Annotated in this window: 17 protein-coding genes; 7 read left to right on the plus strand and 10 right to left on the minus strand. The window is 63.5% G+C overall.

The features are described from left to right. Positions 1–16 precede the first annotated feature (16 nt). Genes NKH05_RS01200 through NKH05_RS01210 form a run of 3 tightly spaced genes read right to left on the minus strand, consistent with a single transcriptional unit; the run spans position 17 to position 2,895 of the window. Positions 17–1,159, minus strand: coding sequence for an extracellular solute-binding protein (locus tag NKH05_RS01200; RefSeq protein ID WP_353024988.1), 1,143 nt, complete (start codon positions 1,157–1,159; stop codon positions 17–19). Positions 1,160–1,179: 20 nt separating this feature from the next. After that, positions 1,180–2,340 (minus strand): CaiB/BaiF CoA transferase family protein, encoded by a 1,161-nt coding sequence (locus NKH05_RS01205; protein ID WP_352590337.1) that lies wholly within the window; start codon positions 2,338–2,340, stop codon positions 1,180–1,182. A 3-nt stretch (positions 2,341–2,343) separates the two neighbouring features. Beyond that, positions 2,344–2,895, minus strand: coding sequence for a MaoC family dehydratase (locus NKH05_RS01210; protein WP_352590334.1), 552 nt, complete (start codon positions 2,893–2,895; stop codon positions 2,344–2,346). Positions 2,896–3,084: 189 nt separating this feature from the next. On the opposite strand from NKH05_RS01210, the gene NKH05_RS01215 reads away from it, so the two are divergent. Beyond that, the gene (locus tag NKH05_RS01215; RefSeq protein ID WP_352917867.1) at positions 3,085–4,182 is read left to right on the plus strand and encodes a lactonase family protein; all 1,098 of its coding nucleotides are present in this window, start codon (positions 3,085–3,087) and stop codon (positions 4,180–4,182) included. Between the two features lie 7 nt (positions 4,183–4,189). Here the strand turns inward: NKH05_RS01215 and NKH05_RS01220 are convergent, their stop codons facing one another. Next, positions 4,190–4,903, minus strand: coding sequence for a GntR family transcriptional regulator (locus NKH05_RS01220; RefSeq protein ID WP_023676076.1), 714 nt, complete (start codon positions 4,901–4,903; stop codon positions 4,190–4,192). A 258-nt stretch (positions 4,904–5,161) separates the two neighbouring features. Here NKH05_RS01220 and NKH05_RS01225 point away from each other — a divergent pair, with 258 nt between their 5' ends. From NKH05_RS01225 to NKH05_RS01250, 6 genes are all read left to right on the plus strand, one after another. After that, positions 5,162–6,250: an ABC transporter ATP-binding protein gene (locus NKH05_RS01225; protein ID WP_352547462.1), complete on the plus strand. Its 1,089-nt coding sequence runs from the start codon at positions 5,162–5,164 to the stop codon at positions 6,248–6,250. Positions 6,251–6,286: 36 nt separating this feature from the next. After that, positions 6,287–7,576 carry an ABC transporter substrate-binding protein gene (locus NKH05_RS01230; RefSeq protein WP_023716671.1) on the plus strand — a complete coding sequence of 430 codons (1,290 nt, stop codon included), beginning with the start codon at positions 6,287–6,289 and terminating at the stop codon, positions 7,574–7,576. A gap of 197 nt (positions 7,577–7,773) precedes the next feature. Then, positions 7,774–8,685 (plus strand): ABC transporter permease, encoded by a 912-nt coding sequence (locus NKH05_RS01235; RefSeq protein WP_352590328.1) that lies wholly within the window; start codon positions 7,774–7,776, stop codon positions 8,683–8,685. A gap of 4 nt (positions 8,686–8,689) precedes the next feature. Continuing rightward, on the plus strand, positions 8,690–9,508 hold the full coding sequence (locus tag NKH05_RS01240; RefSeq protein WP_352482762.1) for an ABC transporter permease: 819 nt from the start codon (positions 8,690–8,692) through the stop codon (positions 9,506–9,508). Between the two features lie 2 nt (positions 9,509–9,510). Further along, a complete protein-coding gene (locus NKH05_RS01245) occupies positions 9,511–10,251 on the plus strand; it encodes an aspartate/glutamate racemase family protein (protein WP_023716674.1) in 741 nt (246 codons plus the stop codon). Between the two features lie 5 nt (positions 10,252–10,256). Next, entirely contained in the window at positions 10,257–11,093 is an 837-nt protein-coding gene (locus NKH05_RS01250) for a GNAT family N-acetyltransferase (protein WP_352547470.1), read from the plus strand. A 51-nt stretch (positions 11,094–11,144) separates the two neighbouring features. Here NKH05_RS01250 and NKH05_RS01255 read toward each other — a convergent pair whose 3' ends face one another. The 6 genes from NKH05_RS01255 to NKH05_RS01280 form a co-directional block, all read right to left on the minus strand. Further along, entirely contained in the window at positions 11,145–11,291 is a 147-nt protein-coding gene (locus tag NKH05_RS01255) for a hypothetical protein (protein WP_023716676.1), read from the minus strand. Positions 11,292–11,367: 76 nt separating this feature from the next. Beyond that, on the minus strand, positions 11,368–12,660 hold the full coding sequence (locus NKH05_RS01260) for an NAD(P)/FAD-dependent oxidoreductase (RefSeq protein WP_352963547.1): 1,293 nt from the start codon (positions 12,658–12,660) through the stop codon (positions 11,368–11,370). After that, positions 12,657–13,640, minus strand: coding sequence for a branched-chain amino acid ABC transporter permease (locus tag NKH05_RS01265; RefSeq protein WP_353024989.1), 984 nt, complete (start codon positions 13,638–13,640; stop codon positions 12,657–12,659). The genes NKH05_RS01260 and NKH05_RS01265 overlap by 4 nt, the downstream gene beginning before the upstream one ends. After that, positions 13,637–14,545, minus strand: coding sequence for a branched-chain amino acid ABC transporter permease (locus NKH05_RS01270; RefSeq protein WP_352482758.1), 909 nt, complete (start codon positions 14,543–14,545; stop codon positions 13,637–13,639). The genes NKH05_RS01265 and NKH05_RS01270 overlap by 4 nt, the downstream gene beginning before the upstream one ends. Next, positions 14,542–15,291, minus strand: coding sequence for an ABC transporter ATP-binding protein (locus tag NKH05_RS01275; RefSeq protein WP_353024915.1), 750 nt, complete (start codon positions 15,289–15,291; stop codon positions 14,542–14,544). The genes NKH05_RS01270 and NKH05_RS01275 overlap by 4 nt, the downstream gene beginning before the upstream one ends. Beyond that, a complete protein-coding gene (locus NKH05_RS01280; protein ID WP_352493944.1) occupies positions 15,288–16,085 on the minus strand; it encodes an ABC transporter ATP-binding protein in 798 nt (265 codons plus the stop codon). The genes NKH05_RS01275 and NKH05_RS01280 overlap by 4 nt, the downstream gene beginning before the upstream one ends. Positions 16,086–16,131 lie beyond the last annotated feature (46 nt).

The following is a 16,131-nucleotide window of genomic DNA, read 5'->3' on the forward strand; positions in this document are numbered from 1 at the left end:
CTCCGTTCGGTTGTTTTCAGGCTCCTCCGCCGGCAACGCCGGACACCTGCGTCGAAAGGCTTTCCCGAAACAGGCGATTGAGATCGGCAACGACGCGAGCGGCATTGTGCCTTTCGCTCAGGCCGAGATTGATGCGATCTGACGCCGCCTGCTGGAAGGACATGTAGCCGTCGTGCCGCGGCCTGACCCAGGCACCTTCGAGCGTGGCTCGGGTGTCCTTGTAGAAATTGCCGGTGGCAGCGTTGACGGCGGCATCCTCCCAGGCTGCCGCGTGGCCGGGCTGGCCGCCGGCCGAGGCGTAAGGGCCGCGCTGCACGTCACCGCTGGCGACCCAGGAAGCGAAGTCGATGGCCGCCTGCCTGGCCTTCGAAAAAGCTGACACCGCAATGCCGGTCCCGCCGAGCGCCGAGCCTTTGGGGCCGGCATTGCCCGCGACCGGGATATCCCCGAAAGCCAGGCGGTTGGGTCGAAACCCGGCGATGGCATAGGAGACATAACCATAGATCAGCGGTGCACAGGCGATCCGTGATCCCGATCCGGCCATTTGCTCCAGAACCGCGATCGGATCCATGCCAAGGCATGCCGGATCGACGAGGGCCGCGATCTCGCGCATCATCTCGAAAACCTGCTTGCCGGTTGCCGGGTCCACATGGTCGCCTGGGCCTTCACCGGCGGGCCGGCCGAGATTGCCGGCGAGCGTGTAGAACACCATCAGCGAATGCGGCGGCCTGAGCGGCAACAGCACGTGGCCTTGCCGGGCCAGATCGAGCGCATCGGCCCAGCTCGCCGGCGCAGCCGAAAGCATGTCCGGCCGCCAAGCCTGCACCTGGCTGGCCGCGTCGATCGGAAACGCCCACTGCCGGCCTTGCCAGTTGTAGCTCGGAAAGGACCGGCCGACACTGCCCGCCGCAAGTGCTGCACGTTCGCCTTCCCGACCAGCGACATCGAGCGGCGTCAAACAATTCTCGGCGGTGATCTGGCCGACATGCGGATGGTCGATGACGATCAGGTCGTAGGCACTGGCCAATTCCTCGACCGGGAAGGATTCGAAATCCTGCAGCGAGCGCTTGTCCCATTCGATGGCGACGCCGGTGCGTTCCGTCCACAGCGCCGAACAGGCGACCATCGGATCATAGCCGCGCGGATGGCTCCAGGTCATGCCTTTGAGCGTCACGTCGCTCACAGCCCGAACTCCTCGCGGATTTTTGCGCTGTGCTCGCCGATGCGTGGCGCGGCCCGCTCGACCTTGGCGCGGATGCCGTCGACCCTGAGCGGCGAGCGCGTGGTGAGGATCGAAACGTCATCCTCGCGCGTCACCGTCTGCAGCATGTCGAGAACCTGGAAGCCTTCGCTGGCCATCATTTCCGGCCAGGTCAAAACCTTGGCGCACCAGATGTCGGCGGGCTCGAGGATGCCGAGCCACTCATCCACCGTCCTGGTCGCGATTTTTTGCGCGATGATCGCCTTGATCTCGTCGCGGGCGGTGAACCAGGTCGACGGCTGATCGCGGTAGGGCGCAAGCTCTTCGAGGCCCAGAAGATCGGCCAGCTTCGATATCGGCGTCATGGCGATCGCCAGATAACCGTCCTTGGCCGGATAGACGCCGTAGGGCGCCGACAGATAGGCATGGGCGCTGCGGAAAGATGACCGCCGCGGCAGCCGGCGTCCGTCATTGAGATGCGTCGTCAGCACCTCGAACTGGAAGTCGACCAGTGCTTCGAGCAGGCTGGTCTCGACATGGCTGCCCTTGCCGGTCACGCCGCGCCGCACCAGTGCGGCAAGGATGCCTTGCGCGGCGGCGGAGCCGGCCAGCATGTCGGCAATGGCCAGCCCGAAGGGCACCGGCCCCTGGTCCTCGTCGCCGTTCAGCCACATCACGCCGGAGCGGGCCTGCGCCAGCAGATCCTGACCGGGCCGCTTGACCCAGGGGCCTTCCTCGCCATAGCCGCTGATCGAGGCATAGACCAGGCGCGGATTAATCTTGCGCACCGCCTCGTAATCGAAGCCCAGGCGTTCGATGACGCCGGGCCTGAAATTCTGGATCAGCACGTCGGCCTTGGCCAGCAGGCCGCGCAGCGCCGCAAGATCGGCCTCGTCCTTCAAGTCGATGGCAAGGCTTTCCTTGGCGCGGTTGATGGCATGAAAAATGGTGGAATCGCCACCGATCTCGGTGTCGCTGAGATAAAGCCGGCGCGACAGGTCGCCGCCATCCGGCCGTTCTATCTTGATGACGCGGGCGCCGAGGTCGAGCAGTCTAAGTGAACAGTAAGGCCCGGACAGGAACTGGCTCATATCGACGACGATGAGCCCGGTCAGCGGCAGTTCGGCAATGGCCGCCATTGCCTATCTCTCCGTCTTGCCGGCGAAATCGGCCGGATTGCGGTACTTCACCGTCTGCAGGTGCTCGCAATAAAGCACGAGCTCGCCTTCGCCCTTGAAGACTTCATAGCTGGCGCGGATCAGCCCCATTTCCTTGTATTTCGGCTTCTTGTCGAGGTTGGAGCGGATCGAATAAATCGTGTCGCCGATGAACACCGGCTTGATGAAGCGCAATTTGTCGTAGCCATACGAAAAGGCGTTGATGCAATTGGTGGCGACGAGCCCGAGCCCGGCCGAGAACACGAAGGCGCCGGCGACCAGCCGCTTGCCGAAGATGCCTTCCGTTTCGGCGAACATCTGGTCCTGCACGTATGGATGGATGTCGAGCACCAGCGTATTGAAGAGATGGCTGTCGCCCTCGGCAATGGTCCGGCGCAGCGAACGGATCTTCTGGCCGACCGGCCAGTCTTCGTAGAACCAGTTCTCCGCGTTCCAGACGGGAAGGTCGGCGTGTTCCTTCGGCATGTTGGCGGGGTGTGTCGATGCCACGCCCACGGTTGGCGCGAAACCGCTCATGACGACTTTCCCGGGCAGCGGGAATCGTCCATCAGGGCGCGCCGCAGACCAGCGAAATGCATGATCGATCCTCCCGTCAATCTTCTTTTGTGAATAGTATTTTCACATATGGGGTTGTGTTGCAAGCGAGTCTCGGCGAAATTTTGCTGCGATCCGCGGCGGCCAACGCCGGCGGAACAGGAGGAAATGATGCAGAATGCCTGTCTGGTTTTCGTCGGCAGCCTCAATCGCGACGCCCCATATTTTCAGGGCGCGCGCGGCGTCGGGCTGGGCGTCTATAGTTTCGACGAGGGGGCGCTGGAGACGAAGAAACTGGCCGAGACGGGAGGCATCGACAATCCGACCTTCCTGTCGGTGACGCCGGATGGCTCCTACATCTACGCCAATTCCGAAGTGTTCACCTGGCGCGAAGGCGTGGTCTCGGCCTACCGTTTCGACAGGCAGGCCGCCACGCTGTCCTACATCAATAAGCAGCCGACGCTGGGCAGCATAACGGCGCACAACACCATCACGCGCGACCGGACGAAGCTATTGGTCGCCAATTACGGCATGGGCGAGGGTGGCCCCGATCGCTCGGTCGTGGTCTTCGGGCTGCGCGACGATGGCGGCCTGACCGCGCCATTGTCGAGCGTCGCCCATAGCGGGACCGGACCAGACCTCGCACGCCAGGAGCGGCCGCATGCCCATAGCGTAACCGAGACGATTGCCGGCGGTGTTGCGATCGTCGCCGACCTCGGCATCGACCGGCTGGTGTCCTACCGCATCGGCTCAGACGGCAGCCTGACCAAACTGGCCGAGTCGGCGCTTGCGCCCGGCGCAGGTCCGCGCCATCTCGCGCTGCATCCGGGCGGCCGCTTCGTGTTCGTCATGAACGAACTGGATTCGACGGTCGTCTCGCTGGCGCTGGACGAAGCATCAGGCAAGCTTACAGTGGTCGACAGCAAGCCGGCCGTGCCGGCCGAGGCACGCGACGGCAATCACTGTGCCGACATCCAGATCTCGCCCGACGGCCGCTTTCTCTACGGCTCCAATCGCGGCCATGACAGCATCGCCGTGTTTTCGATCGACCAGCAAACCGGCAGGCTTGCCCTTGTCGACTATACGCCTTGCGGCGGTGCCACGCCGCGCAATCTGGCACTGACGCCCTCGGGCGGCCATCTGTTCTCGGCCAACCAGAATGCCGACCGCATCTCGATTTTCGCCCGTGATGCCGCAACCGGCCGGCTGACCGACACCGGCCGATCCATCGGCATTGGCACGCCGATGTGCGTGAGGATCGTGCGTTGACGCGATCTCAGAACTCGAGCGCCTGCCTGAGTGCCGGGCCGCTCCTGACGCGCAAATCGAGGTCGGCCTCGATATGGTCGATGTGGTGCAGCATCAGCGCGCTGGCGCGTTCGGCATTGCCATTTTCCAGCGCCTCGAGGATCTGCGTGTGCTCGTTGTGGCCGCAGCTCGAGATACCCGAGCGGCCATAGAGCGCGATCACCAGAGATGAACGAGCGACCAATTCCTCCATGAAGCGCTGCAGGATGACGTTTCCCGCGACCGACGCCAGCAGCAGGTGAAAATCCCCCGACGCCTTGATCTCCGATCGCCTTGCGTTCGGTCCGCGTTCGGCGATGAAACGGCCTTCTTCGTCGAGCTGGGCCTTGAACGCGGCGACATGCGCCGGCGTCATCCGCCCGGCGGCGGCAATCGCGATGCCGGGTTCGATCAGCCGGCGCGAAGCAAAGACCTGCCGCGCTTCCTCCGGCGACGGATTGGCGACGAAGGCGCCGCGATTGCGCTCGGTGCGCACCAATCCCTCGAAGGAAAGCATCTGCAGTGCGGCGCGCGCCACGGTGCGGCTGACATCGAACAGCGTGCCGACTTCGCCTTCGGAAAGCTTGGTTCCGGGCGCCAGCCGGCGATCGACGATCGCGTCGCGCAACTGGTCGCGGATCGCCTGCGCGCGATCCTCGTTGGCGGCCTCGATAGCAGGGAAAGTCTGGTCGGCAATGTTCATGGCGGGGATCCTGCGTACTTCTACCCTGAATCGCATCGCTTGGACGAGAGACAAAGTGAATACAGGGATGAAAAAGATTGCATGCGATTTTTGCGAGGATCGGCGGCGATCGCCTATAATTTGTGCATTGCACAAGGATGCCATATCGGCAGCCATGTCGATGCAGCCCTGATTTCTTCGAGGATTCAGTCGGTTGGTGCGGCGGCGCGGAACTGGCACGCATGATGCTTTGGCTAATCCGACCAAAGGGGAAGCTGGATGTCCAAAGCCGCCGAAATCGACATTGTGTCCGTTTCGAAAGTCTATGGCGCGACGACTGCCGTCGAAGGCATCAGCCTGAAAATCCCTGCGGGAACCTATTGCTGCCTGCTCGGTCCGTCCGGCTGTGGCAAGACCTCGACGCTGCGCATGATCGCCGGGCACGAGAGCATATCGAGCGGCGATGTGCGGCTCGGCAACACAGTGGTCACCGACCTGCCGCCGGCCAGGCGCGGCACTGCCATGATGTTCCAATCCTACGCGCTGTTTCCGCATCTCGACCTGATCGACAATGTCGCGTTCAGCCTGAAGATGAAAGGCGTCGGCAAGGAGGAGCGCCGCGCCAAGGCACTCGACATGCTGAAGCTGATGCAGATGGAGGCATATGCCAGCCGCCGTCCGGCGCAGCTTTCGGGCGGCCAGCAGCAGCGCGTTGCTCTTGCGCGCGCACTGATCACCGATCCCGAGGCGCTGTTGCTCGACGAACCGCTTTCGGCGCTCGATCCGTTCCTGAAGATCCGCATGCGGGCCGAACTGAAGAAGCTGCAGACGTCGCTCGGCATCACTTTCGTCCACGTCACCCACAGCCAGGAAGAGGCGATGGCGCTGGCCGACCTGATCGTGGTCATGAACGACGGCCGTATCGAGCAGGCGGCGCACCCTCGCACGGTGTTCGAGCGGCCGGCCACGGCCTTCGTCGCTCGTTTCATGGGCGACCACAATGTCATCTCCGGCCGCGTCACCGGTAGTCGTGACGGCATGGTTGTTTTCGATGTGCCCGGCGGTGTCACGCTCGCCGCCAGCGGGCAGGGCAGGGCGACCGGGGAGCCCATCGACATCGCCATTCGCACCGACCACGTGCGGATCGGCGAGCCGCCGGCGGCGGGGCTCGGCTTCACCGGCATCGTTTCAAACGTCGAGTACCGCGGTTCGACCGTGAAGCTCTCGGTCAATGGCGCGGGCATCGAGGATTTCACGGTGATCGTCGACGACACCAGCTTCTTCGCCAGCCCGGTTGCCGTCGGCGACGCAGTGCCGATCGCCTGGGACGCCGAGGACGCGATCGTCCTTGGCCGTCTCGATTCCTGAAATCCAGCATAACCAACCAAAACAGGGGAACTGAACATGACCAACACCACAGACAAGAAGACTGGAATATCGCGTCGCTCGCTGCTCAAGACAGGCGCCGCCGCCGTCGGTTTTGCCGCCGGTTCCGGCGCCATATCAGGCTTTCCGACCATCTGGGCGCAATCGAACATCACGTTGCGCCAGTTCGGCACCGGCGTGTCCAACCTCAATGCCATCGCCGACAAGTGCAAGGCGGATCTCGGCATCACGCTGGAGATGACGGCAACCGATTCCGATGCCGCCGCCCAGCGCGCGGTAACGCAACCCGACAGCTACGACATCGCCGATATCGAATACTGGATCTGCAAGAAGGTGTTTCCGACAGGCGTCCTGCAGCCGATGGATGTCACCAAGCTGAAATACTACGACGAGCTCGTGCCGCTGTTCAAAACCGGCAAGCTGACGCCGGACAGCGTCATCGCCCAGGGCACCGCGCCGCACACGGTCGGTTACGTCGAGGCGCAGGACAGCAAGGTATTCGCCAAGGCGCCGACCAATTGGTTCACCATGGTGCCGACGATCTACAATGCCGATACGCTCGGCATCCGCCCCGACCTCGTCGGCCGTGACATCACCACCTGGGCCGACATCATGGATCCGGCCTTCAAGGGCAAGACAGCCATCCTCAACATCCCGTCGATCGGCATCATGGATGCGGCGATGATCATGGAAGCCACTGGCAATATCAAATATGCCGACAAGGGCAACATGACCAAGGAGGAGATCGACAAGACGATCGATTTCCTCATCAAGGCCAAGCAGGACGGCCAGTTCCGTGCCTTCTGGAAGTCCTTCGACGAAAGCGTCAACCTGATGGCTTCAGGCGAAGTGGTGATCCAGTCGATGTGGTCGCCGGCCGTGGCCGCGGTCCGCTCCAAGGGCATCGCGTGCCGGTTCCAGCCGCTCAAGGAAGGCTACCGGTCCTGGGGTGGCGGGCTTGGCCTGGCAGCCCATCTCTCCGGCGCCGAACTCGATGCCGCCTATGAATACATCAACTGGTACACGTCCGGTTGGGTGGGCGGCTACCTCAATCGCCAGGGCTACTACTCGGCCAACATGGTGTCGGCCAAGAAGTTCATGTCCGAGGACGAATGGGGCTACTGGATCGAAGGTAAGCCAGCAAAGGGCGATATCCTGTCGCCGGACGGCAAGGTCATGGAAAAGGCAGGCGCCGTGCGTGACGGCGGCTCGTTCGAAGAGCGCATGGGCAAGGTCGCCTGCTGGAACTCGGTCATGGACGAGGACCGCTATATGGTAAAGCGCTGGAACGAGTTCATCGCTGCTTGATGCCCTCTGCCTTCTCCCCTTGTGGGAGAAGGTGGATTGGCGCGCAGCGCCAAGACGGTTGAGGGGTGCTGGACGGAGCACTGTTGGTGCCAAGCTGGAACACCCCTCATCCGACCGAGCTTCGCTCGGCCACCTTCTCCCACACGGGGAGAAGGGAACACCCCTCAGTCGCATCGCCGACTTGGACCGAGAGATAGATGGCAGTAGCGCTCGAACAATCCACGCACGTTACGTCTGCGAAGCCGGCCAGACCTAGGCGCTCCTTTGCCGGCGTCGCACCCTATCTCCAGGCGGCACCGCTGGCGCTGATCCTCGGCGCGTTCCTCCTGTTGCCGATCCTGATGATCGCCGTGGTCTCATTCTGGGACTACGATTTCGCGGCGATGTATCCGGATTTCCTGACCACCAACTATGCCGACTCGCTCGGCTCCTGGGTCACCTGGAAAACCTATCTGAACACGCTGAAATACGCCGCCATCGTTTGGGCGCTGACGCTGTTCATCGGTTTCTGGGTCGCCTATTTCCTCGCCTTCCACATCAGAACCACAGCCATGCAGATGGTGCTGTTCCTCGTCTGCACCGTGCCGTTCCTGACCTCCAACATCATCCGCATGATCTCGTGGATTCCAGTGCTTGGCCGCAATGGCCTGGTCAACTCGACGCTGGTGCAGATGGGGCTGATCCCGAAGCCGATCGAATGGTTGCTCTATTCCGAATTCGCCGTGGTGCTGGCCATGGTGCATCTCTATACGCTGTTCATGGTGACGCCGATCTTCAACACGCTGATGCGCATCGACAAATCGCTGATCGAGGCCGCGCGCGACGCCGGCGCTTCCGGCTGGCAGGTTCTGTGGAACGTCGTCATCCCGCTTGCCAAGCCCGGCATGGCGATCGGCACCATCTTCGTCGTCACCCTGGTGATGGCCGACTTTTCGACGGTGCAGGTGATGTCCGGCGGCCAGAGCGCCTCTGTCGCGCTGATGATGAAAAACCAGATGTCGCTGCTGCAATATCCGGCAGCCGCCGCCAACGCCGTCGTGCTGCTGGTGCTGGTGCTGTTGATGGTCGCGGGCATCCTGCGCATCGTCGATATTCGCAAGGAGCTGTGAGGCGATGAGCCACGACAAGCGCACCTTCGAATTCTACGTGCTGGCGGCCTTCTTCGCGCTTTTCGTGCTATTCCTATACGGCCCGCTTTCGGCGATCCTTATCCTGTCCTTCCAGGGCGAGAATGGCGGTCTGACGTTTCCGTTGAACGGCGTTTCGCTGCACTGGTTCGCCAATCTGTTCGAGCGCCAGGCGGTCGGCGATTTCGGCGGCAGTTTCAAACGCTCGCTCGTCCTTGGCCTGATGGTGATGATCGTCACGGTCGTCGTGTCGCTGCTTGCCGGCCTTGCCTTCCGGCAGAAATTTCGCGGCGCAACTGCCTTGTTCTATCTGGCCGTCGCCAGCCTCGTCGTGCCGTCGATCATTATCAGCCTCGGCATCGGCGTCGTCTTTCAGCAGGTCGGCTTCCCCCCCGCCTGGTACACGTCTGCTTTCGGCGCCCATCTGACCTGGACCTTGCCTTTCGGCGTGCTGATCATGTTCGCGGTCTTCAACCGGTTCTCGCCGGCCTATGAGGAAGCCGCGCGGGATCTCGGAGCATCGTCGTGGCAGACCTTCGCCCATGTCGTTCTGCCGATGATCGCGCCCAGCCTGATCGGTGTCGGCCTGTTCGGCTTCACTCTGTCATATGACGAGTTCGCCCGCACGCTGATGACCTCGGGGACCTTCAACACGCTGCCGCTCGAAATCTACGGCATGACGACGAATGTGACGACGCCGGTGCTCTATGCGCTCGGTACAGTGACGACCGTGTTTTCCTTTCTGGTGATCCTGCTGACGCTCGGCGCAATCGTCTATGTCGGCCGCCGCCGGGAGCGTGCCTGACAGTGCAGATCCTCGTCGTCAATCCAAACACCACCGCCAGCATGACCGAGACTATTGCGGCGGCGGCCCGATCGGTCGCTGGTCAATCGACGAAGATCGTTGCCGTCACCTCGACGATGGGCCCGGTTTCGATCGAAGGCTATTACGATGAAGCGCTTGCCGTACCCGGCCTGCTGGTCGAGATCGCTGCCGGCGAGCGCTCAGGCGCGCAGGCTGCGATCATCGCCTGTTTCGACGACACCGGCCTCGACGCCGCACGCGCCATGGCCAACATTCCGGTCATCGGCATTTGCGAGGCAGCGCTCAGCACGGCCTCGTTCATCGCCCAGCGCTTCACCGTCGTCACCACCACCGGACGCTCGCACGTGCCGGTCGAAGGGTTGGTGCAGCGCTATGGCATGGCGGGGCGCGCGCGCGTGCGCGCTGCCGATATCCCGGTTCTTGCCCTCGAAGATCCGGCATCCGATGCGCTCCTGAAGCTGCGCAACGAGATTGCGCGCGCCATCGACGAGGATCGCGCCGAAGCGATCGTGCTCGGCTGTGCCGGCATGGCCGACTTGGCGGCCGCGCTGCAGCGGGAATTCGGGCTTCCGGTCATCGACGGCGTCGGCGCCGCAGTCAAGCAGGCCGAGGCCTTGATAACGCTTGGCCTGACGACATCTAAGCGCGGCGCCTATGCAAGCCCATTGGCAAAGCCCTATCATGGTGCGTTGAAGTCCTTCGCGCCTGATGCCGCCGAGTGATCGCAATGCCCCGAACGATCCGAACGCTCGCACGTGAAGAAGTGCAAACCCTTGTCGATTGGGCGGCGGCGGAAGGCTGGAACCCCGGCCTCAGCGACGCCGCGCTGTTCCAGGCAGCCGACCCGCAGGGCTTCATCGGCGCCTTTGTCGACGGCGAGATGGCGGCCGGCATTTCAGCCGTTGCCTATGGCGAGGAATTCGGCTTCATCGGCCTGTATATCTGCCGGCCGGACAGGCGTGGCCAAGGCCATGGTAAGGCCGTTTGGGATGCCGGCATGGCGCGGCTCGACAACCGCACGATCGGCCTCGACGGCGTCGTCGAACAACAGGCCAACTACCGCAGCATGGGTTTTGCGCCGGCCTACCGGACGATACGGCTCATGGGGTCGTCGAATGCCCCGGCAGCCGCCGGCAGCGACATTCGCGCCGTAGGGCCGGAACTCGTGCCGGACATACTGGACTATGACCGCCGCTTCTTTCCCGGCCCGAGGCGATCCTTCCTGGAGCAATGGCTGCGCCCGCCGCATATGGCCCATGCGATCGTCAAGCACGGCGCCATTGCAGGATATGGCGTCGCGCGCCAATGCCGGGACGGCTGCAAGATCGGCCCGCTCTTTGCCGACAGCCTGGATGCAGCGAGCCGTCTCTTCGCCGCACTCGCGCACATGTCCGGTCCCGGAAACGTCCATCTCGACGTGCCCGAGACCAGCGGGCAATTTGCAGATTTGCTGTCGTCCGCCGGCCTTCAACCCGGCTTCGAGACAGCTCGGATGTACAAGGGAAGGGCGCCGCAGCTCATGCAGTCCGGGGTTTTTGCGATAACGACGTTGGAGCTTGGCTGAAACGGTGCAAGCCGACGTCTAGCGTAAAGTCGGGCAACACGAATACCTGGTCTATTTTTCCTGAACCGAAATGCCGGAATCGTCGATACGAAGTTCCACGCCTTTCGGCTTAGTCTCCTCGCGATAAACGTAAATGCCCAAGGCAATGACGGCGACGACCAAAGCGCCGATGATGAGATAAAGATAGTTCTGCTTCATCCGCTGTCGTTAACAACATGATGTGGGCGAGTCTAGCAGTTCGGGTATCAGGACGGCGGCCGGAGACGCACGTCGATCAGCCATCCAGCCGGTCGCGCAGCATGCTCCAGGGGAGCACCATGTTTGGTGCATGCCGCACCAGGCTATGGAACGGGATCGGCGACGGCGGCGCAAACGGCAGCGGCAAATCCTGAGGCTTTGTTCCATCAGCCCAGTCGGCAAGCACCTCGCCCATGGCAGTCGTCATGGCGATGCCGCGCCCATTGCAGGCAAAGCCCGCAACCAGGCCGGGGCCGAGATCGACGAGGTGCGGCAGGAAGTCGGGCTCGACCGCAGCCATCCCCGACCAGCTGTAGTCGATCGGCGGCATTCCCGGGAGATCGAGATGCCTGGCAAGCCGTCGCCAGATCGCCCGCGGCACCCGCGTGTCGGCACCGGGGCCAAAAACATGCATGCCGCCGGTTATCAGCCTGTTTTCGCCATCGAAGCGGAAGGTGAAGAGATATCGCCTTGTGTCGCCGACGCCTTGCCCTCCTGGAAGCAGGCGGGTGCGGTATTCGCGCGGCAGCGGCGCCGTCGCGATCTGGAAGATTTTCAGCGGGAAATAGGTTCGCTGCAGCGCGCGATCCAGCGCCCCGCCATAGGCGTTGGTGGCGACCAGCACTTTTTCGGCACGCACCGAACCGGCGGCCGTCTTCAGAGTCCAGCCACCCCCTGTCCGCTCGATCGATTTAACCCGCGTATGTTCGAAGATGCGCGCACCGGCCTTTTCCGCCGCGTCGGCCAGCCCGCGCGCATATTCGACCGGATTGAGGACGCCACCCGACCTGTCCATCCAGCCACCGAGATAACCGCGAACGCCGGTCAGCTCTTCGACCGCCTGTCTGTCCAGCGCGACAGTCTGTCTTCCGCGTTGTGCCCATTGTTCGGCGCGCGATCTGGTCTTTTGCAAAGCGGCCGGTGAATGGGCTGGTTGTATCCAGCCGCTCTGGACGGCATCGCATTCGATGGCATGCCGCTTGATCAGGGCAAAGACGAGGTCGGCGCTGCCGGTGGCGAACCCGACAAGGCGTTCGCCGCGTTCCGGCCCAAGCTGGGCAATGATATCGTCGGGGTCTCTTTTCGCGAAATTCGGCACGACGAAGCCGGCGTTCCTGCCGGTTGCCCCCCAGGCGATGATTTCCGCCTCGAGGACGGCAACCGAGATGCCTTTTTCGGCGGTGTGCAGCGCGGTTGAAAGGCCCGAAAATCCGCCGCCGACAATCGCCAGATCGACATCGAGTGCACCTTCGAGAGCGGGCCGGTCGCGGCGGTTGCGGCCGACCGCATGCCATAGCGACAGGCCGCGTGGCATGGCAACGTTGCTCATGACCGTGCAGCGCTCTCGTCCGGAGCCGCTTTCGCGCCCTTGCCGAAGCTTGCGCGTCGCGGCCTGTCGCCGAACAGGCCGTTCGGCCTGACCAGAAGGATGACGCACAGCATCACGCCGATGGCGACGATCTGCAGTGAGGCGGCGCGGGCCTGCTGTTCGGGCGAGAACAACACACTCGTCAAGGCTCCTGATCCGGCCCAGATCGCCCAGACCAGGATACTGCCGATGACGGCGCCGATATTGCTGCCCGAGCCGCCGACGATCAGCATCACCCAGACCTGGAAAGTCAGCGCCGGCAAATAATTGTCCGGGGCGATGAAGCCGGTGAAATGCGCCTGCAGCGCACCGGCCAGCCCCATGATGGCGCCGCCGACGGCAAAGGCCTGGACCCGGTAGAACCGCGCGCTTTTTCCCAGGGATATCGCGGCCCGCTCATCCTCGCGAAGCGCCTTCAACACGCGCCCCCACGGGCTGCGCGACAGATGCTCCAGCGCGAGGTAGACGATCAGCGTCACCACCGAGACGACGGCAAGATTCGACAGGTTGAACAGTAATGGGGTTTCGGCAAGACCGCCGAACGGACGCGGAATGAAGCCGATGCCGAACGGGCCGCCGGTCAGCGTCTGGGCATTGAGAGCCACCAATTGCACGACGACGGCGACGCCAAAGGTGGTGATCGCCAGATAGTCCGATCTCAGGCGCAGCGTGGCGATGCCGGTGATGGCGGCGGCGACACCGCCCACCAGCATGGCGCCGAGCCAGCCGACAAGGATCGGCAGATCGAAGCCGCCGAGTCGCGCGGCATCGTCGGGCGTGGTCAGCAGTGCCGAGGTGTAGGCGCCGATGGCAACGAAGCCGGCGACCCCGACATTGAAAAGCCCGGTCAGCCCCCATTGCAAATTGAGCCCGAGCGTGACGAGCGAAAAAATCAGCGCGGTGGTCAGGAAGAAAGCGCCGTAGCCGAGCAGATCCATCAGCGTTCCCCCACTCCGAAAAGGCCGATAGGCCGCACGAACAGCACCGCCATCAGGATGATGAAGGAGATGGCCGCCCGCCATTCGGCGCCGATCAATTGCACCGCGCCGGCTTCGGCCAAACCGATGATCAAGCCGCCGAGAACGGCGCCGGGCACACTGCCGATGCCGCCGAGGATGGCGGCCGCGAACATCGGCAGCAGCATCTCGAAACCCATGAACGGGCGGATCTGAATGAGAATGCCGATCATGACGCCGGCGACACAGGCCAGCCCCCCGCCGATGATCCAGGTGACGCGCACGACTTTGGCGACGTCGATACCGACAATGCGGGCAAGTGCCGCGTTCTGGCTCAACGCCTGCATCGAGCGGCCGGTCTGGGTACGCGTCATCAAAAGATGTACGCCGAGCACCAGAACGGCGGTCAGCAGCAGCAGCGCGATTTGGTCCGGGGTGATGCGAATGCCGAAGCCTATCGGCATGGCGATCTGGATCGCCCGGCTGAAATAGGTCGGACGCGAGGTGAAGATGAATTCGAGCAGGCTTCTCAGCGCCATCGAGGCGCCGAAGCTCGCCATCACCACGATGATCGCCTGGCCCTTGGCGCGCAGCCGCGCGAACAGCACCATGTCGAGCGCCAGCGCCAGCAGGCCGGTGGCCGCCATGCCGATGATGAGCGCGACGATCAGCGGCCAGCCGAAGGAGAGGGGTGCGATCGGCGCGATCTTGCCGAACATCGCGCCGATAGCGCCAACCACGGCGAGCGTCGCATAGGCGCCCCAGGCCATGAAGTCGCCATGGGCGAAGTTCGAGAAGCGCAGGATTGAATAGGTGAGCGTCACGCCGATGGCGCCGAGGCCGATCATCGAGCCTGCCAGCAGCCCGTCGGCGACGAATTGCAGGTTCATGCCGCGCCTCCTTTTCCAAGGTCGGGGCGGCGCTGGCCAAGATAGAGCTCGGCGACGACAGGATCGTTCCAGAGCTCGGAGGCGATGCCCTGGTGCCGGTCCTTGCCCTCGACCAGCACGTAGGCGCGATCGCCGATCGCAAGCGCTGCCTTGGCGTTCTGTTCGACCAGCAGAATGGTGACGCCGGATTTGCGGATACCGGCCAGCATCTCGAACACCATCGCCACGAATTTCGGTGACAGGCCGGCCGACGGTTCGTCGAGCACCAGCACCGTGGGATGGACGATCAACGCCCGGGCGACGGCCAGCATCTGCCGCTGTCCGCCCGAGAGATTGCCCGCGGCCGTTCTGCGCTGACGGGCGAGATCGCGAAAGGCCGCATACATTTCCTCGATGCGGGCAGGGATCTCGCGCGGCCTCAGGATGCCGCAGGCGACCTTCAAATTGTCCTCGACCGACATCAGCGGGAAGATGTTTTCGGTCTGCGGCACGAACGCAAGGCCAAGGCGGACCATGGTGTGGGCGGGCGCCGCCGTGATGTCCTTGCCGTCCAGCAGCACGGTGCCGCCGGTGATCGGGACAAGGCCGGCGATGGCCTTGATAAGGCTCGACTTGCCGGCGCCGTTGGGACCGAGGACGACGACGATCTCGCCCTGGTCGACGGTGATCGAAGCGCCGCGCACGATCGGCACGCCGGGCTCATAGCCGGCTTCGAGACCGCGGACGTCGAGTACCGTTTGGCTCATGCAGCGCCTCCGAGATAGGCCTCGATGACGCGCGGGTCGCGCGCAACCTCGTCCGGAGTGCCCTCGCACAGCAGCTGGCCGCTTGCCATGACCAGCACCCGGTGGCAGAGCCGCGTCACCATGTCGATATTGTGCTCGATCAGCAGGAAGGTGATGCCGCTTCTGTTGATATCGCGGATGCGGTCGATGATGACTTCAAGAAGCGTCGCATTGACGCCGGCCGCAGGTTCGTCGAGCAGGATGATTGCCGGATCGGCCATCATGACGCGGGCCAGCTCGAGCAGCTTGCGCTGGCCGCCCGAAAGCACGCGCGCCGGCTCGTGCGCCAGGCGGGCGAGCGTGACGAGCTCAAGCAATTCGATGGCTCTCGTCTCGGCCGCCCGCTCTTCGGTGGCGACCCGCCGCGGCGTCAGGAAATTGGCGAGCAGTCTTTCTCCGGCCTGCCCCTGCGCGGCCAGCATGACGTTTTCGATCAGTGTCAGATTGGGCAAGGGCCGGGGGATCTGGAACGTGCGGCCAAGGCCGCGGCCGATGCGGCGATGGGCAGCTTCCCCCGACACCGATACGCCGTTGAGAAGGATTTCGCCGCTGGTCGGCAGGATGCTGCCGGCCAGCAGGTCGAACATCGTGGTCTTGCCGGCGCCGTTCGGACCGATAAGGCCAAGTATTTCGCCTGGCTGGACGTCGAACGAGACATTGTTGACCGCGACAAGGCCGCCGAAGCGTCTGACGACGTTCCTGGCCGTCAGAACCGGCGTGCGGATCTCCTCCTGCCGTTCCGTCGTGTCGCTCATCAATCCCTCTGGCCGAAAGCGATCTTCGGTTGCCTATGATTTGATT

The sequence above is a fragment of the Mesorhizobium sp. M1399 genome (genome assembly GCF_040317735.1).
GTDB lineage: Bacteria > Pseudomonadota > Alphaproteobacteria > Rhizobiales > Rhizobiaceae > Mesorhizobium.